The following is a 25,192-nucleotide window of genomic DNA, read 5'->3' as shown; positions in this document are numbered from 1 at the left end:
CCGCCCAGCTTATCAAGCACCGTCGCCTGACTTGCGCACCGGCAAGGCCAGGATTGCACCGGTCGCCAGGACATCGCCGAACGTGTCTTCAATCTGCGCCAGCGACGCGGCATGCAAGGCCTGATGCCCAATGCGCTTGCCGCCGGCAAGGTCGAGGTCACGGCTGGCACTGGCATCGGATGACACGATCACCCGGTAACCGCGCGGCGCAGCGGCAGCATCACGCGCTGCACCGGCAACGCAGGCATGGGTCTGCAGGCCGGCGATGATCAGGGTGTCGATGCCGGCGTCCTTGAGCACCTTGTCGAGCACCGCCGCCGAGGCACCAGCGAACACGCTTACATTGTCCTTCTGGATCACGGCCTCACCAGCGCGCGGCTGCATGTCGCGATGGAAAGCAGCATTGGTGCTGCCCTGCGCGAACAACGGCGCACCGGCCGGCAAGACATGCTGCACATGAATGACGCGGATACCGTTGGCATCGGCAAAATCGATAATCCGTCGCGTCTGCTGCAGGGCGGCAACACCATCGGGAATGACCATGCGACCACCGGCAAAGCCCGGTGCGGCGCTGGCATCGAAGTACTCGTTCTGGAAATCGATTACCAGCACGGCGGTCTTGGCCGCCTCCAGCGAAGTGACGGCCGCTGCGCCAGCCATATGACGGATGGTCGGGTGGGCCGGGCTGGCGGCCGGGGACGAGGTGGTGGCAACCATGCCGATCAGGCTGGCCAGTCCGAAGACGGTGAGGTTCATGGCGGAACTCCTGCGTAGTGGGAAAGTGGGCGCAGAATGCCGTGCATATGACGCACCAACCAGCCATGGAGGCGCACATCATCTGTGCGTATTTCACACAGATCGCCAGTCCGCCACCACAAACGCAACGGGGCGCCCGAAGGCGCCCCGCTGTGGACTGGCGTGTTGGCCGGTCGCTTACAGACGGCTGGCAATCGCCTGGGCAAAGCCCATGGTGGTGCCGCTGCCGCCGAGGTCGCCGGTCAGCGAATCCTTGGCTTCCATCGTGGCGACGATGGCCTTGCGCAGGCGCTCGGCGTTTTCCGGCTGGCCGACGTGGTCCAGCATCTGTGCAGCGCCCAGCAGCAGCGCGACCGGGTTGGCCTTGCCCTGACCGGCGATGTCCGGTGCGGTGCCGTGCACGGCTTCGAAGATGGCCGCGTCAACGCCGATGTTGGCACCCGGCGCCAGGCCCAGGCCGCCGACCAGACCAGCACACAGGTCGGAGATGATGTCGCCGAACAGGTTGGTGGTGACGATGATGTCGAACTGCTCCGGACGCATCACCAGCTGCATGCAGGCGTTGTCGACGATCATTTCCTGGAACTCGATTTCCGGGTACTTGGCGGCGACTTCGCGCGCCACGTCCAGGAACAGGCCCGAGGTCGACTTGATGATGTTGGCCTTGTGCACGGCGGTGACCTTCTTGCGGCCGGTGCTCTTGGCCAGCTCGAAGGCGTAACGCACGATGCGCTCGGAGCCCTTGCGGGTGATGCGGGTGCCGGAGAACGCGGTCTCGCCGTCGGCCGACACTTCCTGGCCTTCGGCCAGGTAGGCGCCTTCGGTGTTCTCACGCACCGTGATCATGTTGATGTTCTCGTAGCGCGACTTGGTGTTCGGGAACGAGATGGCCGGGCGCACGTTGGCGTACAGGTCGAACTGGCGACGCAGGGCAACGTTGATCGAGCTGAAACCGCCACCGACCGGCGTGGTCAGCGGGCTCTTCAGGGCGACCTTGTTCTTCTTGATCGATTCCAGGGTGGAAGCCGGGATCAGCTCACCGTGCTTTTCCAGCGCGGCCAGGCCAGCGTCGGCGAACTCATAGCTCAGGCCAGCGCCCAGCTTGTCCAGCACGAACAGGGTGGCGTCCATGATTTCCGGGCCGATGCCATCGCCACGGATGACGGTGATTGTCTGCGTCATTTCTAGGTATTCCGAACAGGGAGGAGGAATGCGCCATCCGGCTGCCCGGAACCCGGCGCGATTGAAAAGGTTTCAACTGTCAATTATGCCTGATCAGCCGCGCCAGCCCCAACTGGACCATGGTCTGGGGTTCAGCTGTGCTCGTGCCCGGCCGGGGCCTCGGCAGCGCCGTTCTCGAGCTGGTCGAGGAAATCCACCGCCCGCCGCAGGTGCGGGATGACGATCGAGCCACCCACCACCAGGCCGACCGAGAAGGTCTCGAAGAACTCCTCGCGGCTGACCCCGGCCTCCTTGCACTGGGCCACGTGGTAGCTGATGCAGTCATCGCAGCGCAGCACCATCGAGGCGACCAGACCCAGCAGCTCCTTGGTCTTCACGTCCAGCGCGCCGGCCTGGTAGGTCTGGGTGTCGAGCGCGAAGAAGCGCCGCACCACCTGGTTCGGCTCGGCCAGGATGCGCTGGTTCATGCGCTGGCGGAATTCGGTGAATTCGGCCAGGCGGTCCTTCTCGGTCCCGGCGCTCATGCGCCCTGCCCGGCCAGCAACGGCTCCAGCTTGCCGGCGCGGTGCAGCGCCATCATGTCGTCGTAGCCGCCCACATGAACGTCGCCGACGAAGATCTGCGGCACGCTGGTGCGCTTGGTCAGCGCCATCATCTTCTCGCGCTCGGCCGAATCCAGGTCGATCCGGACCTCGGTCCAGGACTGATTCTTGCTCTTCAGGAAATTCTTGGCTGCTACGCAATACGGGCACACGGCGGTGGAGTAGATGGTGATCTCCGGTGCACCGGCGCTGGTTGAAGTTGTCACAACGAAACTCCTGAGTGGAAACATTGTCTGTATATGGTACCGGCCGCGCGGTTTTTCGATGCCACCGGCAGAACACAGCGGGTTAACCTGCGCTTCACACCGACGCCCCGCTTCCCCGTCATCCTCCGCCCTGCCACTACCCGGAGTCACCGCTTGCGCAACCTGCTGCTTGCCACCGCCATTACCCTGGCCCTGGCCACCCCGCTGTCCCGTGCCGACGACAGCAAGCTGCCCGACATCGGCTCGTCGGCCGGCGAGCTGCTGACCCCGGCGCGGCAGGCGGAGTACGGCGGCATGATGCTGCGCGAGCTGCGCAACTACGGCTACCTGCTGGACGACCCGCTGGTCGACGACTGGCTCAGCACCATGGGCACCCGGCTCGGCTCCAACAGCGCGCAACCGCAGCAGAAATACACGTTCTTCATGATGAAGGACCGCCAGATCAATGCGTTTGCCACATTGGGCGGCTACATCGGCATGAACGCCGGCCTGGTCCTGACCGCCGAGCGCGAGGACGAGGTGGCGGCGGTGCTGTCGCACGAAATCTCGCACGTCACCCAGCAGCACGTGCTGCGCGGGGTGGAGCGTGCACAGCGCGACCAGATCCCTATTCTGCTTGGCATGCTGGCAGCGGTGATCGCCGCCCAGCAGGCCGGCGGCAATTCCTCAGGCGACGCCACCATGGCCGCGATCACCTCCGGCATGGGGCTGATGCAGCAGCGCCAGATCAACTTCACCCGCTCCAACGAATCCGAGGCCGACCGCCTGGGCATCCGTACCCTGGCCCGCAGCGGCTATGACGTGGACGCGATGGCCGGCTTCTTCGAGCGCATGTCGGCGGCGATGCGTGGCAACGAGGGCGGCTACTCGACGCCGGACTTCCTGCGCACCCACCCGGTCAACATCACCCGCATCAGCGAGGCCAAGGCCCGCGCCGAGCAGATGAAGAAGGACACGGTGCTGCTGACCACGCAGACCCCGACCGGGGTGCTGCAGGAGCGCGTGGACCCATCCGCACCGGACACCAGCAGCAGCCCGCTGAGCGGCGGTAATCCGCTGTTGCCGGCCGGCCTGCAACTGTCACTGCCCGGCAGCAGCCTGCCACGCGGCCCGACTGGCCAGTTTGATTGGGCCCGCGAGCGCCTGCGCGTGCTCAGCGCGACAACCCCATCAGAACTGGTGCGCGAGTATGAAGGTCTCAAACGCAGCCAGAAAGACGGCCTGACCGACCCGCAGCGCTACGGTGTGGCCATCGCCCGCCTGCGTGATGGCGGGGCCAGTGGCGTTACCCAGGCCTTGCCCGAACTGCAGCAGCTGTTGCAGGAGTACCCGGGCAACCTGTGGGTGAACCTGGCCCTGGGCGAGGCCGAATCGCGCAGCGGTCGCCACGAAGACGCCAACAAGCGCTTCGACACCCTGCTCAAGCGCCTGCCGCAGAGTCGGCCCGTCGCATTGACCTATGCACGCATCCTCAATGAACAGGGCGGCGTCGCTGCCGGCCAGCGCGCACAGGCCATGCTGCGACCGCTGCTGGCCCGTTCCAGCGACGACCCAGTGTTCCAGGCCACCTTTGCCCGTGCCAGCGAACTGGCCGGCGACAGCACCCGCGCCAGTGAGGCCTATGCCGAAGCCGCCTATTTGAATGGCCGGCCCGAGCAGGCCTTGATCCAGTTCCAGGCCCTGCTCAAGCAGCCCGGGCTGGATTACGTAAGCCGCTCACGGGTGGATGCGCGTATCGAATCCATCATGCCAACCGTGCTGGAAATGCGCCGGCTCGGCGTCCACGACCCGGAAATGTCACGAAAGTGAACCTGCTACCGACAAATTGCCGGGTTTAGCGCCCGTCCATGTCACAAACCCGTCATCAAACCGTAGTCTACTGAGCACATCCCTTATTGATGGGCATTCCGGTAGGCGCCACGTGCAGAAACGTATCCTGATTGTCGATGACGAACCCGCGATCCGTGACATGGTCGCCTTCGCCCTGCGCAAGGGTGAGTACGACCCGGTCCATGCCGGCGACGCACTCGAAGCGCAGACCGCCATTGCCGACCGGGTACCGGACATGATCCTGCTGGATTGGATGTTGCCCGGCACCAGCGGCCTGGAACTGGCTCGCCGCTGGCGCAAGGAAGTCCTCACCCGCGACGTGCCGATCATCATGCTCACCGCTCGCGGTGAAGAGAATGACCGCGTCGGCGGCCTGGAAGCAGGCGTAGACGACTATGTGGTCAAGCCGTTCTCGGCGCGCGAACTGCTGGCGCGCATCCGTGCGGTGATGCGCCGCACCCGCGACGATGACGAGGACGGCAGCGTCGGCGTTGGCAACATCCGCATCGATGGCGCTGCGCACCGCGTGTTTGCCGGCGACGTGCCAGTGCCTATCGGCCCCACCGAATACCGCCTGCTGCACTTCTTCATGACCCACCCGGAGCGCGTCTATACCCGCTCGCAGTTGCTGGATCATGTCTGGGGTGGCAGCGTCTATGTCGAGGAACGCACCATCGACGTGCACATCCGCCGCCTGCGCAAGACGCTGGAACCATTCGGCGCCGAGAACATGGTGCAGACCGTGCGCGGCGCCGGCTACCGCTTCTCCGCAGCCACCTGAATCACTGCGGCCGCATGGCCGCAGGCAATGCCATAACCGCAACACCCCTCCGTAGCCCCGACGGATCCATCCAGCAACACCGAGAGTGCGATGCCCCGCCAATTCCGATCTGCCTGGTTGAAGACGCTGGCCACCGTGGCCGCGTTGCTGTTGCTGGCATGGGGGCTGGGTGCATTGTTGGGCCATCCCGCCCTGAGCGTGGCGATCACCGCCATGGCGATCCTGACCTGGCATTACTGGCGGCTGCGCCAGTTGTTGCTGCGGCTGACCGCACGCCAGCGCTGGGACTCGCCGCAAGGCGTTGGTGTCTGGAACGAACTGGATCGTCTGCTGTCCCGCAACCAACAGGAGATGCGCGCGCGCAAGCGCCGCCTGGTCGAGATGCTGCGCAGCTACCGCGCCGCCGCTGCCGCGCTGCCCGATGCAGTGGTGGTGGTAGACCGCAATACCCAGCGCGTGCAATGGTTCAACGAGGCTGCCACCGCCCTGCTCGGCCTGCAGCACCCCGCCGACATGGAAGCTGCACTGGTGCCGCGCCTGCAGCCGCTGCCGCTTGCCCATTGGCTGGCCGGTGGCCGTAACGCAGAGCCCATCCTGGATGCCAATTCGCCGGTTGATCCAGCCATCCGCCTGCATATGCGTTTGATCCCGTACTCGGATCACCATTGGCTGCTGGTCGCGCGTGATGTGACCAAGCTGCTGCACCTGGAACAGGTGCGCCGCGACTTCGTCGCCAATGTCTCGCACGAGCTGCGCACGCCGCTGACGGTGGTACACGGCTATCTGGACATGATGGACCCGGAAGATTTCCCCGATACCGGTCCAATGCTGTCGGAGATGCGCAAGCAATCGCAGCGCATGGCACAGCTGGTCGAAGACCTGCTGACCCTGTCGCGGCTGGAGTCTCAACAGCACGCCGAACTGGAAACGGTGAGCATGACCTCGATGCTGGCTTCGTTGCGGCGTGAGGCCGAGGCACACAGCCAGGGCCGCCATACCATCACCGTCGAAGACCAGGCCGGGGTGGACCTGGCAGGCTCCAACAAGGAACTGCACAGCGCCTTCTCCAACCTGCTGACCAATGCCGTGCGGTACACGCCGGCAGGCGGCCGCATCAGCCTGACCTTCAGCCGTGAAGGCAATGGCGCGGTACTGGCGGTCACCGACACCGGCTATGGCATCCCCGCCAATCACCTGCCGCGCTTGACCGAACGCTTCTACCGCGTCTCCAGCAGCCGTTCGCGCGAAAGCGGCGGCACCGGTTTGGGCCTGTCCATCGTCAAACACATTCTTGGCCTGCACCAGGCACGCCTGGAAATCCGCAGCGAAGTCGGCCAGGGCAGCACCTTTGCCTGCCACTTCGACGCCGAGCATGTACGCCCGCGCAATGCATCCCCCTCGCCTTTGTCCATGGAAGACTTTCCGGCATGACCCCTCCTCCGCCCCCCGCCACTCCCGTCGTCGGCACCGATCCCCTGCGTGATCCGGCCTTGTACATCAACCGGGAACTGTCACAGCTGGATTTCAATTTCCGCGTGCTGGCACAGGCGATGGATGAGCAGGTACCGCTGCTGGAGCGGCTGCGCTTCCTGTGCATTTCCTGCACCAACCTGGATGAGTTCTTCGAAATCCGAGCCGCCGCGGTGCGCCATGCGCAGGAATTCGGCCTGCCGCCGGCCCCGGACGGCATGAGTCCGCAAGCCATCCTCAACGCCATCCACGACCGCGCCGCCGAACTGGTGGACCAGCAGTACCGCTGCTGGAACCAGGTACTGCGCCCGGCGCTGGGCGAGGCCGGCGTCGGCATCCTCGCCAACAAGACCTGGACCCCGCGCCAGCGCCGTTGGCTGCGCGCCTACTTCCGCAACGAGATCATGCCGGTGCTGTCGCCGCTCGGCCTGGACCCGTCGCACCCGTTCCCGAAGATCCTCAACAAGTCGCTGAACATCGTCGTCGTGCTGAAGGGTACCGACGCCTTCGGCCGCGCCGGCCACCTGGCGCTGGTGCGTGCACCGCGTTCGCTGCCGCGCATCATCCAGCTGCCCGAATCGCTGGGCGGCCCGCAGAACTTCGTGCTGCTGTCGGCGGTGCTGTCGGCCTTCGTCGATGAGCTGTTCCCGGGCATGGATGTGCAGGGCGCCTACCAGTTCCGCGTCACCCGCAACTCCGAGCTGGTGGTCGACGAGGAAGAAGTGGAGAACCTGGCGCTGGCGCTGCGCGATGAGCTGGTCGACCGCGGCTATCGCCCGGCGGTGCGGCTGGAGATCGCCCACGACTGCCCCAAGCCCATCATGCAGACCCTGCTGCAGAATTTCGGCCTGTCCGAAAACGCGGCCTACCGCATCGATGGCCCGGTCAACCTCAACCGCGTCATCCAGGTGTATGACCTGCTACAGCGCGCGGACCTGAAGTACCCGCCGATGACCCCGCGCGTGTTCAAGTCGCCGGAAGGCATCTTCGAAACCGCCGCGCAGGGCGACGTGCTGCTGCACCATCCGTTTGATTCCTTCAGCACCGTGCTGGAACTGATCCGCGAAGCCGCGGTCGATCCCAATGTGCTGGCGATCAAGCAGACGCTGTACCGCACCGGCAAGGACTCCGGCATTGTCGAAGCCTTGATCCTGGCCGCACGCAACGGCAAGGACGTCACCGTCGTGGTCGAGCTGCGCGCGCGCTTCGATGAAGAGGCCAACCTGGGTTTGGCCGATCGCCTGCAGGACGCTGGCGTGCAGGTCGTCTACGGCGTGGTCGGCTACAAGACCCACGCCAAGATGCTGCTGATCGTGCGCCGCGAAGGCCGCAAGCTGCGCCGCTACGTGCATCTGGGCACCGGCAACTACCACAGCGGCACCGCCCGCGCGTATACCGACCTGAGCCTGATCACCGCCGATCCGGACATCGGCAACGATGTGCACCTGCTGTTCCAACAGCTCTCCGGGCTGGCCCCGAAGATGAAGCTCAAGTGCCTGCTGCAATCACCGTTCACCCTGCATGCCGGGCTGATCAAGCGCATCGAGCGCGAGACCAGGCTTGCCCTGGACGGCAAGCCGGCACGCATCATCGCCAAGATGAACGCCCTCAACGAGGCGCAGGTGATCCGCGCCCTGTACGCCGCCTCGCAGGCCGGCGTGCAGATCGACCTGATCGTGCGCGGCGCCTGCACCCTGCGCCCGGGCGTGGAAGGCGTATCTGACAACATCCGCGTGCGCTCGATCGTCGGCCGCTTCCTCGAGCACAGCCGCGTTTACTGGTTCGGCAACAACGGCGCACCCGAGCTGTACTGCGCCAGCGCCGACTGGCTGGAGCGCAACCTGCTGCGCCGTGTGGAAACCTGCTTCCCGATCCTGGATACCGATCTGTCCCGGCGCATCTACCGCGAGGTGCTGCAGAACTACCTGGACGACAACCTCAACGCCTGGGACCTGCAGGAAGACGGCCGCTACCTCAAATGCGAACCCGCACCCGGCCAGCCTCCGCATTCGGCGCAACAGGCATTGATGGAAGGGCTGTAAGCAGCAGCCACCGGGAGCAAGTGGACTGGAACATGCAGTGCAACAGCGAGCATCCGCCCGCTTTCACTGGTTCCTACGTGGGCGGCCGTTAGCGTCTGGCGTACCCGTCGCAGAGCGCGCCGCCACTGGTTCCCGGATCCCGCATCTATGTCCCTGGTTACTTCATCCGCTACCATTCCGCCATGCCCCAGTCTTCCTTGACCCCACCGCCCCTGCAGGACGGCGACCTGCTGGCCGCCATCGATCTGGGCTCCAACAGTTTCCATATGGTCATCGCGCGCTACCTGCTCGGGCAGCTGCGGGTGGTGGACCGCCTGCGCGAAACCGTACGCATGGCCGACGGCCTGGATGGCAAGGGCGGCCTGTCGCCCGAAGCCCGCCAGCGCGCGCTGGAATGCCTGGCCCGCTTCGGCCAGCGCATCCGCAACATCCCGCCCTACCGCGTGCGAGCGCTGGCCACCAATACCGTGCGCCAGCTGCGCTCGCCGTTGTCGTTCCTGATGCCGGCCGAAACCGCGCTCGGCCACGCCATCGAAGTGGTCAGCGGCCGCGAAGAGGCGCGCCTGATCTACCTCGGCGTCGCCCATGCACAACCGCCCAAGCCCGACCAGCACCGGTTGGTGATTGACATCGGCGGCGGCTCCACCGAGTTCATCATCGGCCAGGGCATGCAGACGCTGGAGCGCGAAAGCCTGCAGGCCGGCTGCATCGCCAGCACCAGGCGCTTTTTTCCCGGCGGCAAGCTGAGCAAGAAGCGCTGGAAGGACGCACTCACCGAGATCGGCGCCGAGTTCCAGCCTTTCGCCAACAAGTACAAGGCATTGGGCTGGCAGGAAGCACTGGGCTCGTCCGGCACCCACAAGGCGATCAGCGAGATCTGCGCGGCGATGAAGCTGAGCAAGGGCGCGATCACCGCCGAAGCGCTGCCGCAGTTGCGCGAGGAACTGCTGCGCGCCAAGAACATCAACGAGATCGAGCTGCCGACGCTGTCCAACGAGCGCCGCCCGATCATCGCCGGCGGCGTGCTGGTGCTGGAAGCCGCGTTCCAGGCGCTGGGCCTGCAGAAGCTGCTGGTCAGCAAGGCCGCGATGCGCGAAGGCATCCTCTACGACATCATGGGCCGCGCCAACGACAACGATCCGCGCGACGAATCGGTGGCCGCGCTGACCCAGCGCTACGCCATCGACGAAGCCCAGGCGCAGCGGGTGGAAGCCACCGCGCAGCGGCTGTTCGAACAGGTATCCGACGCCTGGAAGCTCGACGTCGACGATGCCCGCATGCTCGGCTGGGCCGCACGCCTGCACGAGCTGGGTTTGATGATCGCACACAGCGGTTATCACACCCACGGCAGTTACGTGATCGAGCACTCGGACATCGCCGGCTTCTCACGCCAGGAGCAGCAGATGCTGGCGGCACTGATCCGCACCCATCGTCGCGGCATTCCCAAGAGCGCTTTTGAGGCCCTGCCCGAGCGCCTGTTGCTGCCGGCCAAACGCACGGCGGCAATATTGCGTCTGGCGGTGCTGCTGCATCGCGCACACGAGTCCGACCCGATCCCGACCCTGGAGTTGTCGGTCGACGGCAATACCTTGTCATTGATCCTGGCCAAGGACTACATCGACGCGCGGCCGCTGCTGCGCGCCGACCTGGTTGGCGAAGCCGAAGGCATGACCGGCCTGGGGATCAGCTTCCGGCCGTTCGTGGCCTGAGTCACAGGCCTGCAGAACAGCCGCGACGAGCCACTCCCGCGGCAAACTGCCAGTCAATTTTCAGATAAATCTCAACAACTTAGCGCTTAATTCGCGGATTCAAACGGCTAACCTCCCAGCACCACCTTCGTATCCGGTGGAATCAGGGGAGAGCGCTCGGCTGCCTGGCACCGCAACTCTCCTCTTATGACCGTTGTCAGCGCAAAGAGAGAGAGCCGTAATGCATTCACGTTCCAGCATTCTGGGGCAGGCGATTCGCTGTGCCCTTGTATCCAGCAGCCTCAGCGTTATCGCCGCACCTGCGCTCGCGCAGGACAGCCAACCCACCACGCTTGATCGCATCGAGATCACCGGCTCGCGCATCCGCCAAGTGGATGTTGAAACCGCACAGCCGGTGTTCGCGATCAGCCGCACCGACATCGAGCAGCAAGGCTTCAGCTCGGTCGCCGATATCCTGCAGAACGTCACTGCGATGGGCAGCCCGACCATCAGCCGCGCCAACGCACTGACTGCTGGTGAGAACGCCGGCGGCACCTATATCGACATGCGCAACCTGGGCACCCAGCGCACGTTGGTGCTGGTCAATGGCAAACGCCTGGGCATCAGCACCTCCGGCTACCAGGATGTCTCCAGCCTGCCGGTCTCGGCAGTGGAGCGCATCGAAGTGCTGAAGGACGGCGCCTCTGCAATCTATGGCTCCGATGCCATGGCCGGTGTGGTCAACATCATCACCCGCAACAATGTCAGCGGCACCACGGTCAATGCCTACCACGGCCAATATGGCCAGGGTGACGGCGCCCGCGACCGCTTCGATGTCGTCACCGGCTGGAACAACGAGCGCATCTCGCTGACCTTCTCCGCCGAGCACAGCGAAGAAAAGGAAGTATGGGCAAAGGACCGCTGGTTCAGCGCCTACGGTATCAGTGACCGCCACCCGGCGGATGCCAGCAACTGGACGACCATCAGCCAATGGGGGCAGATCACCGGGTTGAAGGGCGGCCCCGGCTGCACCGACAGCAAATCCGGCTGCAACTACTCATTGGACCGTGGCAGTGACCCGACCAATCCGGCCAACTATCACCTGACCGATACCAGTGCCTTCACTGGCGATGTCAGCAATGCCAACGAACAGATGCATGTGAGTTACCCGATAAAGCGTGATTCGGTGTATTTCGATGGCCGCATCAAGATTTCCGACAACATCAACTTCAAGACGGAGCTGGGCTACAACCAGCGACGCTCCAGGCGCCAGATCGCCGGTTATCCATTGCAGTCCAGCACCGCCGGCGTTGGCCCGATGTCGATCGAGAGTTATTTCAATCCGTTCGGCAACCAGCATGGTTACGCCAATCCAACCGCAGTCGCATGGAACCGCCGTGCATGGGAAGTGCCACGCATCACCGACAGCGAGCTGAAGACCTACCGCGGTGTCGCCGCGTTCGATGGCTCCTTCGACATCGGCGAACGCTACTTCGACTGGGAAGTAGGCTATCAGTACAACCGCAATGAACTGGACACGGTAGCTACCGGCAACCTGCACAAGGGCCGCGTTGCCGCTGCAACCGGACCTTCGTTCTACGACGCTGCCACCGGCCTGGTTCAATGCGGCAAGCCGGGTGCTGTGATCGCAAACTGCAGCCCATGGAATCCACTGGTGGCATACGGCACGCTTGATCCGAATGGCCTGACCGGCAATGCCACGCTGCTGGACTGGCTGTTCCCGGCCGAGCACACCAAGGGCAAGACCAGCAGCAAGAACTTCTTCGCCAACATCGGCGGCAGCATCGTTACCCTGCCTGCTGGCGATCTTGGCTTTGCATTCGGTATCGAAAGCCGCAAGGAAACCGGCGAATACATTCCCGATCCGCTGGCGCAGACCGGTGCCACCACCAATCTGGCTTCCGGACCAACCGGTGGCGACTACAAAGTCGAAGAAGCCTATCTGGAGCTCAACATGCCGCTGCTGGCCAATCTGCCAGGCGCGCGCGAGTTGAGCTTCAATGCGGCCACACGCTACTCCGACTACGACACCTTCGGCAACACGCTCAACAGCAAATTCGGCTTCAAGTGGAAACCGTTTGAGCAGCTGCTGGTACGCGGCACCTGGGCAGAAGGCTTCCGTGCGCCGACCATCAATGATCTGTACGGCGGCGGCTCGGAAACGTTTGCACAGTTCAGCGATCCCTGCGACACCGTATTCGGCGCTTCCAAGAGCAGTGCCGAGGTACGTGCACGCTGTGCGCGTGACATCGCCAATGCCAACACCTTCCGCCAGCTCAGGCAGGGCATGACCCCGGTAACCACCGCGATTGATGCATCGCCGGTGCCGTTTGTCGGCGGCTCCAACCCATCGCTCACCCCGGAGACCTCGGTAAGCAAGACCCTGGGCCTGGTATGGAGCCCCAGCTTCATCAGCAACTTCAACGTCTCGCTGGACTGGTGGAAGATCCGCATCGACAACACCATTGTCTCGGATAGTCCAAATCAGATCCTGATCGACTGCTATGAGCAGGGCATCGAGGCGCGCTGCAGCCGCTTCACCCGCGATCCGGTAACCGGCATCGTCAGCACCCTGCATTTCGGTAACCGCAATGCAGGCTTCATGCAGACCGAAGGCTACGATCTGGATATGAGTTACCGCCTGGATACCAACTACGGCAAGTTCAACGGTAGCTGGGCAACCACGTATGTAAGCGAAAACATCTATCGCTCGACCAACGACAGCGCAATCGTTCCAACCACGAGCAATGGCATTGGCAGTGGTTTCCGCATCCGCTCAAACCTGAACCTGGGCTGGGAACGTGGCAACTTCGGCGCAAGCTGGACGGCGCGCTATTACTCGGGCGTCAAGGAACAGTGCCCGAACATCTCGCTGTATCCGGAAGAATGTTCCGCCCCCGGCGTGTATGCGCCTTGGTACAAGGGCTCGCGCAATTACAACGACCGTGGCTCGGTGACCTTCCACGACATACAGGTTCGCTACGCCCTGCCGTGGAACGCGACCGTTGCGCTGGGTGCCAACAATGTCTTCGAGAAGTACGGCCCGCTGATGTACAGCAAGCCCAACTCGGCGTTCTCGTATTACGGCGGCTACGACATCGGTCGCTTCGTCTACATGAAGTACCAGCAGCGTTTCTGATCCCCGCGTTGTAGCGCGCAATGCAATTGCAACCACGGCCCCCAAAGGGGCCGTGGTTGTTCGTTCTTGACCGTCATAAAGCAGTCAGATCACCGTAACAGGCGCTTCATCGGCTACGCGCATCCTCGCCAAAAACCGGGAGCCAGCCATGCGCTTTGCGATCGTCACCGAGACCTATCCACCGGAGGTCAATGGCGTTGCCTTGACCGTGCAGGGGCTGGAACACGGCCTGCGCAGGCGCGGCCACGACGTCGATGTGGTGCGCCCACGCCAGCAGCAGGACAGCACGGCTGCCGCCCACGAGCTGCTGGTACGCGGTGCCGGCCTGCCGCGCTATCCCGGCCTGCGCTTCGGCCTCCCTGCCCCATTGCAGCTTGCGCGGCAGTGGCAACAACAACGCCCGGATGCAATCTACGTGGCCACGGAAGGCCCGTTGGGTTGGTCGGCAATGCGCACCGCGCGACGACTGGGCATTCCGGTCGCCTCGGGGCTGCATACGCGCTTTGATGAATACCTGCCCGACTACGGCGCGGCGTGGCTGCAAGCCACCGCATTGCGCTGGATGCGCCGTTTCCACAATCAGGCAGAAGCCACCTTGGTGCCCACCCGCGAGTTGCAACAGTTCCTTCAGGACAATGGCTTTTCAAAAGCGCGGCTGCTGGCGCGCGCCGTTGATGGCAGTCAGTTCGACCCCAACAAACGCGACGATGCCTTGCGTGCTGATTGGGGTATCGAAGGCGAAGGCTTTGCGGTAATCCATGTTGGCCGCATTGCTGCAGAAAAGAACCTGGGGCTGGCAATCAAGGCCTTCCGTCGCATCCAGCAACAGCGGCCGAAGGCGCGTTTCGTGTGGGTCGGCGATGGTCCGATGCGCGAGAAGCTGGCCGAGCAGAACCCGGACTTCATCTTCTGCGGGGTGCAGCGCGGCGAGGCGCTGGCGCGGCATTTCGCCAGCGGCGATCTGTTCCTGTTCGCCAGCCGCAGCGAGACCTTCGGCAACGTCACCCTGGAAGCCATGGCCAGCGGGGTGGCGACGGTGGCCTTCAATTACGGCGCCGCGCGCGAGCACCTGCGCAGCGGCCACAGCGGCGTAGCAGTGGACAACGATGAGAACTTCATCGCCGCCGCCGTACAGTTGGCCAACGATGACGAAATGCGCAGCACCCTCGGCGCCAATGCCAGCCGCGCGATGCAGCGCCTGCATCCGGAACAGGTAGTTGCCGAGTTCGAAGCCCTGCTCAGCGAACTGGCCTCGCGGAGACGCTGCCATGCGATTGCTGCCGCCTGAAGGAATCGCCGCGCGCGAGGCACGCTGGTGCCGGCGGGCAAACCGCTATGGCCGTCGCCGCGGCATCCGCCGCCTGTTCTCGGTGCTGAGCCGACTCGGTGACGGCGTGTTCTGGTACATGTTGATGGGCGCACTGGTGCTCGCCGACGGCCTGGACGGCCTGCAGGCGTCCGCGCATATGGCCGCCACCGGGGTGCTGGCGCTGACCCTGTACAAGCTGCTCAAGCGCTGGACCCGGCGCCCGCGTCCATTTGCCGCCGACCTGCGCATCCGTGCCTGGGTGGCGCCGCTGGATGAATACAGCTTCCCTTCGGGGCATACGCTGCACGCCGTGTCCTTCACCGTGGTGGCGCTGGCCTATTATCCCTGGCTGGCCCCGCTGCTGCTGCCCTTCACCCTAGGCGTAGCGCTGTCGCGGGTGGTGCTGGGCCTGCATTACCCCAGCGATGTACTGGCTGCCACCGTCATCGGGGTCCTGCTGGGCGCGGGCTCGCTGCAGTTGTTGCCGCTGCTCGCAGGCTGATCAGGCTCTACAATGCGGGCATGACAACGCTGTTCATCTCCGATCTGCATCTGGACCCGAGCCGTCCAGCCATCACCGAACTGTTCCTCGACTTCCTGCGCGGGCAAGCGCGGCAGGCCGAGGCGCTGTACATCCTGGGCGACTTGTTCGAGGCATGGATCGGCGATGACACGCCTTCCAGCGCGGCCGATGCAGTCGCGCTGGCCCTGCGTGAAGTCAGCGATGCCGGTGTGCCGGTGTACTTCATCCGTGGCAACCGTGACTTCCTGCTCGGCAACGACTACGCCACCCGCGCCGGCATGCGCATCCTGCCGGATCCTTCGGTTATCCAGCTGTACGGCAAGCCGGTGCTGCTGCAGCATGGCGACCTGCTCTGCACCGATGATGTCGCCTATCAGGCCTTCCGCGCACAGACCCGCAACCCGGCCTTCATCGCCCAGTTCCTGTCGCAGTCGCTGGAAGCACGTGTCGCCTTCGCGCAGAAAGCCCGTGCCGCCAGCCAGGCCCATCAATCGGAAATGAAGCAGGACGACAAGGCGACGTTTGAAACCGTCACCGATGTCGCACCTGCTGAAGTGGTCGCCACCTTCCAGCGCTATGGCGTGGACACGATGATCCACGGCCACACCCACCGCCCAGCGGTCCACACCGTGAACGCCGGCGAGCACAGCTTCACCCGCATCGTGTTGGGTGACTGGTATGAGCAGGGTTCGGTGCTGCGTGTGGACGCTGATGGCTACCGGCTCGAAGCATTGGGCCGCTGAACCGGCACATGGATTTGTAGGCGTTTTGTGGGAGCGGCGTCAGCCGCGAAGCTGACATAAAAAGAACCGCCAGATGTGGCTGCATTCGCAGACCTGTCTGGCGGTTCTTTTTCTCATGGTTTCGCGGCTGCCGCCGCTCCCACAAATTCAAAATTTGGGGCAGAAGCTTGGATCAGGGGGCTTCCACCGGTACCGACGGATCGCGGGCGCAGCCCTTGAAGGTGTCCTTGCCCAGCACGAATTCGGCGGTGAAGGGGTGTTTCAGGTCGGACATGCCGTCCGAGCACTCGGCGCGCTGCAAGGTCAGCTTGAACGCGTCCTTGCCCTCCCCGCCCAGCACGACCAGCAAGCCATCCTGCAGCGTGCGGCTGCCTTCGAAATGCTGTGGGCTGGCCTGGGTTTCCGGGGTGCTGTAGTCGAGCTTGCCGCCATCCGCGCGCACACTCCAGAACGGCTCATTGCCAAAGGCCTGCACGATGACCGGGAAATCATCCTTGGCAGTCACTGCCTCAGCCGGTGCGACAGGCGCCACCGGAGCCGGTGCTGTAGCACTGGAATCAGCCGCAGGCTTGGAACCGTTGCATGCCGACAATGCCACTACCAGCGCGGCCAGCGTAAAAATCTGCTTCATTGTTTTCTCCTTGACTGCATCGTTGCCGATCGAGAACACACTGACATGCTGCTCGATCCGATGATGGCGCATGCCCTTGCATCAACTCGTGAAAGATGTGGAACAACGCGCTCCTCATCGATCGCGTCGATGGTGGGATGCAGACGATCCCGCCGTCAATCAGACTCGGCCCGAGTTGCAGGAATCATTCATCGTTGACACGTTCAATGCCAGCGGAAGCAATCATCGCCGCTACAGCAGCAGGCTGCTTTACCACGCCCGGCATTCAACCGGCCTGTTCAACCAGGTAGTCCAGTTCTTCTTCATCGAAACCAGCCAGCAACCGTGCTTCCAGATTGAACGGGCCGCGCAGGTAGCCGCCGGCATACTCACCCAGCAGTTCCTTGAAACGCGGCCGCGGCTCAACGCCAACGCGCGCGCAATACCAGTGATACCAGCGCGTGCCTGCAGCGACGTGGGCAACCTCCTCGCGCAGGATCACTTCCAGCACGTCGGCGGTAACGCCATCTCCCAGCGAACGCAGCTTGCTGATCATCGCCGGGGTGACATCCAGGCCACGCGCTTCCAGCACGCGCGGCACCAGTGCCATCCGCGCCAGACCGTCGTGCGCGGTCTTCTCGCACATCTCCCACAGGCCGTTGTGGGCGGGGAAATCGGCATAGTCGTGGCCATGCGCCAGCAGCCGATCACGCAGCAATACGAAGTGGCGCGATTCGTCATCGGCGCAGCTGACCCAATCGGCATAGAAGCTGCCCGGCAGGCCGCGGAAGCGATAGACCGCGTCCCAGGCCAGGTCAATGGCATTGAGCTCGATATGGGCGATGGCGTGGATGAAGGCAGCGCGTCCATCCACCGAACCCAGGCCACGACGCGGCAGGTCGCGCGGGTGCACCAGCACCAGTTGCGACGGGCGGCCCGGCGCGCGGATCGGTTCGGGTTCCGGCGCTTCCGCCGGCAGCTTCAAGGTGCCAGCGCGGTAACGCGCGGCGTAGTGCTGGGTGAGCGCTACTTTCTCAAGCGGGTCGGCGGCGGCCATGCAGATGCAGGCGGCGTCGAGCAGGGAGAAGTCTGCTGCTTCGGGTGGTGCTGCGAATGCTTGGTTGGTTATGGACGGCAGTGCTTGTTGCGGGTTCATGGGTGCTCACATGTTGCCGCTTCGTTCTGCCCTCACCCCAACCCCTCTCCCGCAGGAGAGGGGCTAAAGAGTCAGGCGCGGCGCTGGGTCTTGGCTTCGTCCGAGCGCAGTTGTTGGATACGCTCGAAGTAACCCGGCTCGATGCCGGTGACGTATTCGCCGTTGAAGCAGGACGAGTCGAATTCCTTCAGCTCCGGGTTGCCTTCACGCACGGCGACTTCCAGGTCTTCCAGGTCCTGGTAGACCAGCCAGTCGCAGCCCAGGTGCTTTTCGATTTCCTCGACGCTGCGGTTGTGCGCGACCAGCTCTTCGGCCGCCGGCATGTCGATGCCGTAGATGTTCGGGTAACGCACCGGCGGCGCGGCGCTGGCCAGGTAGACCTTGCGTGCGCCGGCATCGCGCGCCATCTGCACGATCTGCTGGCTGGTGGTGCCACGCACGATCGAGTCATCCACCAGCAGCACCACGCGGTTGCGGAATTCCAGATGGATGGGGTTGAGCTTGCGACGCACGGACTTCACCCGCTCACCCTGGCCCGGCATGATGAAGGTGCGGCCGACGTAGCGGTTCTTGACGAAGCCTTCGCGGTACTTCACGCCGAGCACGTTGGACATCTCCAGCGCGGCGTCGCGCGAGGTGTCCGGGATCGGGATGATGGTGTCGATATCATGGTCCGGACGCAGGCGCAGGATCTTCTCGCCCAGCTTCTGGCCCATGCGCATGCGCGCCTTGTGCACCGATACGTTGTCCATCATCGAGTCGGGGCGTGCGAAGTACACGTACTCGAAGATGCACGGCGTCTGCTGGGTGTTGGTCGCGCAGATCTCGGTGAACAGCTCGCCGCGCTCGGTGATGACCACCGCTTCGCCCGGCGCCACGTCGCGCATGCGCTCGAAGCCGAGCACATCCAGCGCAACCGATTCGGACGCCACCGCGTATTCGACGCCTTCGGCATGGTTGCGCTTGCCCAGCACCAGCGGGCGGATGCCGTGCGGGTCGCGGAAGGCAACCAGGCCCAGGCCCAGCACCACGCTGACCACCGCATAGCCGCCCTTGCAGCGACGGTGCACGCCGGCCACGGCACGGATCGCCGCTTCCGGGGTCAGCATGCGCTGCGCGTCCAGTTCGTAGGCGAACACGTTCAACAGCACTTCGCTGTCCGAATCGGTATTGATGTTGCGGCGGTCGGCCTCGAACACCTGGCGACGCAGCGCCTCGGTATTGATCAGGTTGCCGTTGTGCGCCAGCGCGATGCCGTACGGCGAGTTGACGTAGAACGGCTGCGCCTCGTCGGTGCCTTCCGAACCTGCAGTCGGGTAGCGCACATGGGCAATGCCGATGCGACCCTGCAGCAGCGCCATGCGGCGCTCGTCAAATACATCACGGACCAGGCCGTTGGCCTTTTCCACGCGCAGGCGGGTGCCGTCTGCGGTGGCGATACCGGCCGCATCCTGGCCACGGTGTTGGAGGACGGTCAGGCCGTCATAAAGCTGCCCGGCGACGTTCTGGTTGCCGACGATTCCGACGATGCCACACATGTTGCGCGATCTCCGCTGGGCGATGCCCGTTAACGTGAAGGTGGCCGTGCCTGGCCCTGAGGCTCAACCCGTATCGGCTTGAGTTGACCCGGGCGCACCTGCGCCGGATCGATGTTGGAGGGCAACGCCCCCGCCGGGTCAGCTCGGCCTTCCTCTCCGCTGCGCTGGCGGGGATCAAAACGCGTCCCCTCCAACTGCGCCGGTAGCAAGCCACTGCCCGCATCTGCTTCGTTCGGTCCGCCATTATCGCCTGCCAGCACCGACTTACCCAAGTCCATCAGCGCCATTGCCGGCGATTCAGGTGGATGCGGCAGCTTTTCACGTAGCCAGTCGGCCGTCGGCTGCAGCCACGGCACCACGCTGGACTGGCGCCAGCCCGGCTCCTGGGGCATCGAGGTGAAGCCCAGCAGCAGTACCGCCAGCACCGCGAACAGCACGCCACGCACAATGCCCAGGGCCAAGCCTAGCAAGCGATCCGGCAACTTCAGCAGCACGGTGGCATCCACCACACCGCGCAGCAGGCGCCCGACCAGGGTCGCCGCCAGCAGCACGCCGATGAACACCAGCAGATAGCCGCCGGCGTACTCGCCCGCACTGGGCTGGCCCTGATCGGCCAGCATCAAGGCCGCGCGTTCGCCGTAGTAGAAGGCGGCAGCGCCGGCCAGCAGCCAGTTCAGTACGCCAAGCACAGTCGCCAGCAAGCCGCGCATCAGCCCGAACAGGGCCGACACGCCGATCAGCGCCAGCAACACCAAGTCAATCACCGCGCGCCTCGCAGGTGCAGCACGGGGTTGCGCGCTTGCTCAGCAGGACGTGGTGCCGCATCAAGGATGCGGGCGGACCATGCCGGCAATGCCGACCTTGGCCGCGACCTGCGCCTTCAGCTGCTCAGCCTGCTCGCGACTGGCAACCGGCCCGACACGGACACGGTTGAGCACGCCGTTATCGGTGCGTACCTGTTCGACGAAAGCACTGAAGCCGGCAGCGCGTGCACGGTCACGCAGCGCATTGGCATCGGCGGCCTGGCCGAAGGCACCCAGCTGCACGGCAAAACCAACACCACTGGCAGCCGGAGCGGCCGGGGTGGTGACTGCCGGCTTGGCCGGGGTTGCCGCAACCGGCTTGGCAGGTTCGGGGCGGGCCGGCTCAGGCTTGGGCGCTTCCGGCTTTGGAGCCGCAGGCTTGGGCGCAGCCACGACCGGCTTGGCCGGCTCCGGCGGCAAGGCCTCGGTGCGCACCGGTGCGGTGGTTGCCGCTGCGGTAGCGGTGCTGCTGGCGGCCGGTGTGGCAGTAGCGGTCGGTGCCGGGGCCGGGTTTTCGGCGCTGGCATTGAGCACAACCACCTGCGCATTCACGTCGTTGCGGACCTTGCCCGCTTCCAGTCGCACCAGTTCAGCCTGGGCACGATCGGCATACGGGCCGATACGCACACGCCAAGCCGGGCGGCCGTTGATGGTGTCGGCCTGGCGGAAGCCCGGCAGATTGGATTTCTTCAGGTGCGCAATCACCGCGTCGGCATCGGCCTCGCTGCCATAGGCACCAAAATTGACTGCGTAATTACCGGCGGCGGCCGACGGCGGCAAGCCATTAGCCGGCTGCTCGACGGCAGCGGCGACGCCGGTTTCCGGCTGTGCGGCGGGCATGCCCAAGGCACCACCGGCCGGTGCGCCAGGCGCGACCAGCGGCAGTTCACGGGTCTCGAACTGGCCTTCGGCGGGCGCTGCAGGCGCGCTGAGCGGCACGTCCTGTACGCCACTGTCCGGCGCAGGTCCCTTGACCAGCATCGGCAGGAAAATCACGGCAAGCGCCACCAGAACGATGGCACCAATCAGTCGCTGTTTCAGAGGAGTTTCCACAATTGGCGTATGCGCGGCGCGGCGGAGTGCCCCGGTGATTATATGCGGGGCACGCGCGGCAGCGTCTTAGTCAGCTGAACGGAGTAGTGGCAGTGCTTCGGCCACCGTATGGAAGGAGCCGAACACCAGCACCCGGTCGCCTGGCCTGGCCTGGGCCAGCGCGGCGTCCAGCGCCTTGCCTACGTTGTCGGACAGGTTGACGGCGGTGGCAGCGGTCTGCGCCAGACGCTCGCGCAGCTGCACTGCAGTCTGCCCACGCGCGCCTTCCAGCCCGGCCAGGAACCAGCCATCGACCTGCGGCTGCAGGGCATCGACCACGCCCGCTGCGTCCTTGTCGGCCAACGCGGCATACACCGCCAGGGTGCGGCCCTGCGCTGGCTGCGCCTTGAGCGCCGCCGCCAAGGCAGTGGCAGCCTGTGGGTTGTGACCCACATCCACCAGCACTTCAACGCCGGCGCGCTCGAAGCGCTGCAGGCGTCCAACGATCTGCGCAGCGGCAATGCCCTGCGCCCACGCATCGCGCGGCACCGGCTTGTCCAGGGCGCGCAGTGCAGCGACTGCAGTGGCGGCATTATTGCGCTGGATAGGCGCCCACAACGCCGGCTGCGGCAGCTCCAGGCGGAACGAGACATCACGCCAGCGCCAGAGCTCGGCATCAATGTCCTCGGCAAAGAAATCGCTGCCGAAGCGGATCGCATTGGCACCGAGCACATAGGCACGGCGCAGCACGCTGGAAGGCGGATCGATCTCGCCGAGGATCAGCGGCTTCCAGCCACGGATGATGCCGGCCTTCTCCTGGCCGATGGCTTCGCGGTCGGCACCCAGCCAGTCGGCGTGGTCAATATCGACGGTGGTGATCACCGCCACGTCGGCGTCGATGATATTCACCGCATCCAGGCGTCCACCGAGGCCGACTTCCAGCACCGCCAGATCCAGACCGGCCTGCTGGAACAACCACAGCGCGCACAGCGTGCCGTATTCGAAATAGGTCAGCGCGGTGTCGCCACGGGCGTCTTCGACCGCGTTGAAGCCGGCCACCAGACTTGCGTCATCCACGTCCTTGCCATCGATGCGCACGCGCTCGTTGTAGCGCAGCAGGTGCGGCGAGGTATAGGCACCTACCTTCCACTCCGCGGCACGGGCAATGGACTCGATGAAGGCCACGGTCGAGCCCTTGCCATTGGTGCCGCCAACCACGATGCAGTGCTCGGCAGGCCGCCCCAGCTGCATGCGCAGGGCAACCTCGCGCACGCGCTCCAAGCCCATTGCGATGGCTTGCGGGTGCTGCTGTTCGATATGGGCGAGCCACTGTTCAAGCGTGGCGGGACGGGCGGAAGACATGCGTAAAGACTCTCGGGATCATGGGCCGGCACGAAAAGCCGACTGCGCGTTGCGCGCGGGAATGGTACCCATGATACAGCGGCAGCCCCACCCGGCCGCCAAGCTTCCCGGCATGTCAGGCCGGGGGCTGTGTGCAGTGCCGAGCCATGCAGGGGCTTCACCAGTAAGCCACTGGCCCCAGCCAATTTGTGGGAGCGGCGTAAGCCGCGAAGCCAGAGCAAGATCAGAAGCGGTAGAGCCAACCCCTCCCCAACCCTCCCCTTCGCTACGCGAAAGGGAGGGAGCAACTGCGGCAAAGCGAGGGATCGTAGTGCCGAGCCACGCTCGGCAGGGGCCTCACCGGTAGAGCCTCAGCCCGAGGGTTGTGGGAGCGGCGTAAGCCGCGAAGCCACTGCAAGATCAGAAGCGGTAAAGCCAACCCCTCCCCAGCCCTCCCCTTGCCTACGGCAAAGGGAGGGGGCAACAGCGCGCCCGCTCTGCCTTACAGCGCGCGGTGCTTGGCTTCGCCGAAGAACGGGGTGTGGTGGGCGCAGTCGTTCAGGCGCACCACTTCCAGGTGCTCGACGTCCGGACCTTCCAGCAGGTTCAGCGTGGTCGGTGCCTGGCGAAAGCTCCACAGCTTGGAAATCGGCAGACCGAGGATCTTGCACAGAATGACGCGATTAACCGCGTCATGCGCGACCACCAGCAAGGTGTCGTCTTCGCCCAGGCCCTCGGCGGCGGCGGTCAGGCCGCGCCAGCTGCGGTCCAGCACCTGCCGCAGTGATTCGCCGCCGGGCATCAGCACGGTGTCGGGTTCCTCGCGCCAGGCGCGCAGGCGGGCCGGGTCCTTCTCGTCGATCTCGCTGGCGAGCAGGCCTTCCCATTCACCGTGGGCGATTTCCTGCAGGTCCGGCTCGGTCAGCAGCATGGCTTCACGCGCACTACCCAGCGCGGCCTTGGCGGTGGCCTGCGCACGGCTCAGCGGCGAGGCCACCGCACGGGTGATCTGCACATCGGCCAGCCGCTCGCCCAAGGCCTTGGCCTGGGCCTCACCCACCGGTGAGAGGGGAATGTCGATCTGGCCCTGGTAGCGGCCTTCGGCGTTCCACGGCGTTTCGCCGTGACGGGCAAGCAGGATGCGCATGCAGCTGTTTCCATTGTGATGGGGGTCTCCCGCCAGCTGTCCGCGACGGGAGGGGCATCATAGCCCGGCCGTGCGCCGATGCCGCCCACGGTTTCCTTCGATACGGATCCGCCGCCAACCTCCGGCATGGTCAGACTGCTCCCTGGCGTGCCACGCCCGGTCGGCAAAAGCACCAACGGCACGGTTGCAACTCGGGCGCAGGCGTTACCATGCCGGTTCCCTATCGGTGGCACGGTGTGACTTCCGCACGAGGGCAGCAACCTCCAGGCCCCAAACGCGGCATGACCAGCACCCCCACTTCTCCAAAGCCGTTCAATCTCAAGCTCTGGCATGAACGCCGCGACCCTTGGTTCGCGGTGCTGATCACCGTGCTGCTGCATCTGCTGATGCTGTTGCTCCTGCTTTACTCCAATCCGCCGGTGGTTTCCTCGCCGCAGGGCTCGGCGGGCGGCGGCCGGACCAAGGTCGATTTCGTCGGCGAGGCACCGCCGTCCACCGAGCAGAGCAAGGTCCCGCCAAAGGACAAACCCAACAAGACCACCCGCTCGCAACCCAAGCCGACCACGCAGCGGCGCAGCGAGGAACGCAAGCCGGTACCGGAAGCCCGCTACATCGAACCGCCGAGCGAGCCGGAGCAGGAAGAAACCAAGACCCAGGAAGTCGCCCAGACCCCGGCCGCGCCGGCGGCGGCGGCCAGCCCATCGGAAACCGTGCCACGTCGTCCGCAGACATGGACAGGACGTCCGCCCGGCTCACTGGACAGGACCACCGCGCCGGACGAGTACGGCCGCTCTGCCGGTCAGGGCAATGACAGCGGCAAACGGGTTGACCGCAGTGCCGGAGCACCCGCCATGGAAGTTGGCGGCTACCAGATCATCTATGACCTGCTCAGCGAGGAAAAACTGCGCGCCTGGATGGATGCAGCCAAGGAGGTCAATGGCAAGAAAGAGCTGTCGATCCCACTGCCCGGCACCACGTACCTGATGGTCTGTCCGGCCGAAGTCGCATTGCGCCGCGGTTCCAGCAAGTGCCGCATGCTGCAGGCTGGCTCACCCGAGCTGCAGGACATCGGCGACGCCCGCCAGTTCGTGATCGTGATGTATGTCTACCGCTACGGCGAACTGCTGTGGCGCGGACCGGGGCCGTACCGCTGAACGGTAGTGGGGGGGGGGGGGGGGGGGGGGGGGGGGGGGGGGGCGCCCCCGGGGCGCGGGGCGCGGCGGGGCGCCCCCCGCCACCGGCGGGCGGGGCGCCCGGCCCCCCACGACGCCCC

Annotated in this window: 20 protein-coding genes and 2 pseudogenes; 10 read left to right on the top strand and 12 right to left on the bottom strand. The window is 65.0% G+C overall.

Translation table 11 applies throughout. From position 1 onward, the window contains the following. Positions 1 to 12 precede the first annotated feature (12 nt). The 4 genes from ACVOLV_RS14185 to grxC all read right to left on the bottom strand — a co-directional run bounded on the left by ACVOLV_RS14185 (position 13) and on the right by grxC (position 2,770). On the bottom strand, positions 13 to 756 hold the full coding sequence (locus ACVOLV_RS14185; protein WP_481554957.1) for a cysteine hydrolase family protein: 744 nt from the start codon (positions 754 to 756) through the stop codon (positions 13 to 15). Between the two features lie 177 nt (positions 757 to 933). Continuing rightward, the gene (locus tag ACVOLV_RS14180) at positions 934 to 1,938 is read right to left on the bottom strand and encodes an isocitrate dehydrogenase (RefSeq protein WP_481554956.1); all 1,005 of its coding nucleotides are present in this window, start codon (positions 1,936 to 1,938) and stop codon (positions 934 to 936) included. Between the two features lie 131 nt (positions 1,939 to 2,069). Further along, positions 2,070 to 2,462 (bottom strand): carboxymuconolactone decarboxylase family protein, encoded by a 393-nt coding sequence (locus ACVOLV_RS14175; protein WP_303749086.1) that lies wholly within the window; start codon positions 2,460 to 2,462, stop codon positions 2,070 to 2,072. Beyond that, positions 2,459 to 2,770, bottom strand: a complete 312-nt coding sequence (gene grxC / locus ACVOLV_RS14170) for a glutaredoxin 3 (protein ID WP_405051653.1) — start codon at positions 2,768 to 2,770, stop codon at positions 2,459 to 2,461. Before grxC ends, ACVOLV_RS14175 begins: the two co-directional genes overlap by 4 nt. Positions 2,771 to 2,899: 129 nt before the next feature. Here grxC and ACVOLV_RS14165 point away from each other — a divergent pair, with 129 nt between their 5' ends. The 9 genes from ACVOLV_RS14165 (at position 2,900) to lpxH (ending at position 16,292) form a co-directional block, all read left to right on the top strand. Continuing rightward, positions 2,900 to 4,555 carry a M48 family metalloprotease gene (locus ACVOLV_RS14165; RefSeq protein ID WP_481554955.1) on the top strand — a complete coding sequence of 552 codons (1,656 nt, stop codon included), beginning with the start codon at positions 2,900 to 2,902 and terminating at the stop codon, positions 4,553 to 4,555. A 112-nt stretch (positions 4,556 to 4,667) separates the two neighbouring features. Further along, complete coding sequence (phoB, locus tag ACVOLV_RS14160; RefSeq protein ID WP_282269705.1) at positions 4,668 to 5,357, top strand: phosphate regulon transcriptional regulator PhoB; 690 nt, start codon at positions 4,668 to 4,670, stop codon at positions 5,355 to 5,357. Positions 5,358 to 5,447: 90 nt separating this feature from the next. Beyond that, a complete protein-coding gene (phoR, locus tag ACVOLV_RS14155; RefSeq protein ID WP_481554954.1) occupies positions 5,448 to 6,788 on the top strand; it encodes a phosphate regulon sensor histidine kinase PhoR in 1,341 nt (446 codons plus the stop codon). Continuing rightward, on the top strand, positions 6,785 to 8,869 hold the full coding sequence (gene ppk1 / locus ACVOLV_RS14150) for a polyphosphate kinase 1 (protein WP_481554953.1): 2,085 nt from the start codon (positions 6,785 to 6,787) through the stop codon (positions 8,867 to 8,869). Before phoR ends, ppk1 begins: the two co-directional genes overlap by 4 nt. 182 nt (positions 8,870 to 9,051) lie before the next feature. Further along, complete coding sequence (ppx, locus tag ACVOLV_RS14145) at positions 9,052 to 10,578, top strand: exopolyphosphatase (RefSeq protein WP_481554952.1); 1,527 nt, start codon at positions 9,052 to 9,054, stop codon at positions 10,576 to 10,578. Positions 10,579 to 10,798: 220 nt separating this feature from the next. After that, positions 10,799 to 13,717, top strand: a complete 2,919-nt coding sequence (locus tag ACVOLV_RS14140; RefSeq protein WP_481554951.1) for a TonB-dependent receptor domain-containing protein — start codon at positions 10,799 to 10,801, stop codon at positions 13,715 to 13,717. Between the two features lie 148 nt (positions 13,718 to 13,865). Further along, the gene (locus tag ACVOLV_RS14135) at positions 13,866 to 15,005 is read left to right on the top strand and encodes a glycosyltransferase family 4 protein (RefSeq protein ID WP_481554950.1); all 1,140 of its coding nucleotides are present in this window, start codon (positions 13,866 to 13,868) and stop codon (positions 15,003 to 15,005) included. Next, positions 14,986 to 15,528: a phosphatase PAP2 family protein gene (locus ACVOLV_RS14130; protein WP_481554949.1), complete on the top strand. Its 543-nt coding sequence runs from the start codon at positions 14,986 to 14,988 to the stop codon at positions 15,526 to 15,528. Before ACVOLV_RS14135 ends, ACVOLV_RS14130 begins: the two co-directional genes overlap by 20 nt. A 20-nt stretch (positions 15,529 to 15,548) precedes the next feature. Next, positions 15,549 to 16,292: a UDP-2,3-diacylglucosamine diphosphatase gene (gene lpxH, locus ACVOLV_RS14125; protein WP_481554948.1), complete on the top strand. Its 744-nt coding sequence runs from the start codon at positions 15,549 to 15,551 to the stop codon at positions 16,290 to 16,292. A 172-nt stretch (positions 16,293 to 16,464) separates the two neighbouring features. Here lpxH and ACVOLV_RS14120 read toward each other — a convergent pair whose 3' ends face one another. The 8 genes and pseudogenes from ACVOLV_RS14120 to ACVOLV_RS14085 form a co-directional block, all read right to left on the bottom strand. Then, positions 16,465 to 16,923 carry a COG3650 family protein gene (locus ACVOLV_RS14120; RefSeq protein WP_481554947.1) on the bottom strand — a complete coding sequence of 153 codons (459 nt, stop codon included), beginning with the start codon at positions 16,921 to 16,923 and terminating at the stop codon, positions 16,465 to 16,467. A gap of 265 nt (positions 16,924 to 17,188) precedes the next feature. After that, positions 17,189 to 17,959 carry a ferritin-like domain-containing protein gene (locus tag ACVOLV_RS14115; protein ID WP_481554963.1) on the bottom strand — a complete coding sequence of 257 codons (771 nt, stop codon included), beginning with the start codon at positions 17,957 to 17,959 and terminating at the stop codon, positions 17,189 to 17,191. Positions 17,960 to 18,129: 170 nt separating this feature from the next. Continuing rightward, positions 18,130 to 19,596 (bottom strand): amidophosphoribosyltransferase, encoded by a 1,467-nt coding sequence (gene purF / locus ACVOLV_RS14110; protein ID WP_481546646.1) that lies wholly within the window; start codon positions 19,594 to 19,596, stop codon positions 18,130 to 18,132. Positions 19,597 to 19,625: 29 nt separating this feature from the next. Beyond that, positions 19,626 to 20,360: a CvpA family protein gene (locus tag ACVOLV_RS14105; RefSeq protein ID WP_481554946.1), complete on the bottom strand. Its 735-nt coding sequence runs from the start codon at positions 20,358 to 20,360 to the stop codon at positions 19,626 to 19,628. A gap of 60 nt (positions 20,361 to 20,420) precedes the next feature. After that, positions 20,421 to 21,173 (bottom strand): annotated as a pseudogene (locus tag ACVOLV_RS14100) (SPOR domain-containing protein); the annotation flags it as partial. 56 nt (positions 21,174 to 21,229) lie between these two features. Further along, positions 21,230 to 21,452, bottom strand: a pseudogene (locus tag ACVOLV_RS14095) (SPOR domain-containing protein); the annotation flags it as partial. Between the two features lie 66 nt (positions 21,453 to 21,518). Beyond that, complete coding sequence (gene folC / locus ACVOLV_RS14090) at positions 21,519 to 22,793, bottom strand: bifunctional tetrahydrofolate synthase/dihydrofolate synthase (RefSeq protein WP_481554945.1); 1,275 nt, start codon at positions 22,791 to 22,793, stop codon at positions 21,519 to 21,521. Between the two features lie 481 nt (positions 22,794 to 23,274). After that, positions 23,275 to 23,919, bottom strand: coding sequence for a histidine phosphatase family protein (locus ACVOLV_RS14085; protein WP_481518037.1), 645 nt, complete (start codon positions 23,917 to 23,919; stop codon positions 23,275 to 23,277). 281 nt (positions 23,920 to 24,200) lie between these two features. On the opposite strand from ACVOLV_RS14085, the gene ACVOLV_RS14080 reads away from it, so the two are divergent. Further along, positions 24,201 to 25,073 (top strand): type II toxin-antitoxin system RelE/ParE family toxin, encoded by an 873-nt coding sequence (locus tag ACVOLV_RS14080; RefSeq protein WP_481554944.1) that lies wholly within the window; start codon positions 24,201 to 24,203, stop codon positions 25,071 to 25,073. The last annotated feature ends 119 nt before the right edge of the window (positions 25,074 to 25,192 follow it).

It is taken from the genome of Stenotrophomonas sp. STEN023, assembly GCF_056760135.1.
The sequence above is the reverse complement of the archived record's forward strand: the minus strand, read 5'-3'. Positions and strand labels throughout refer to the sequence as shown.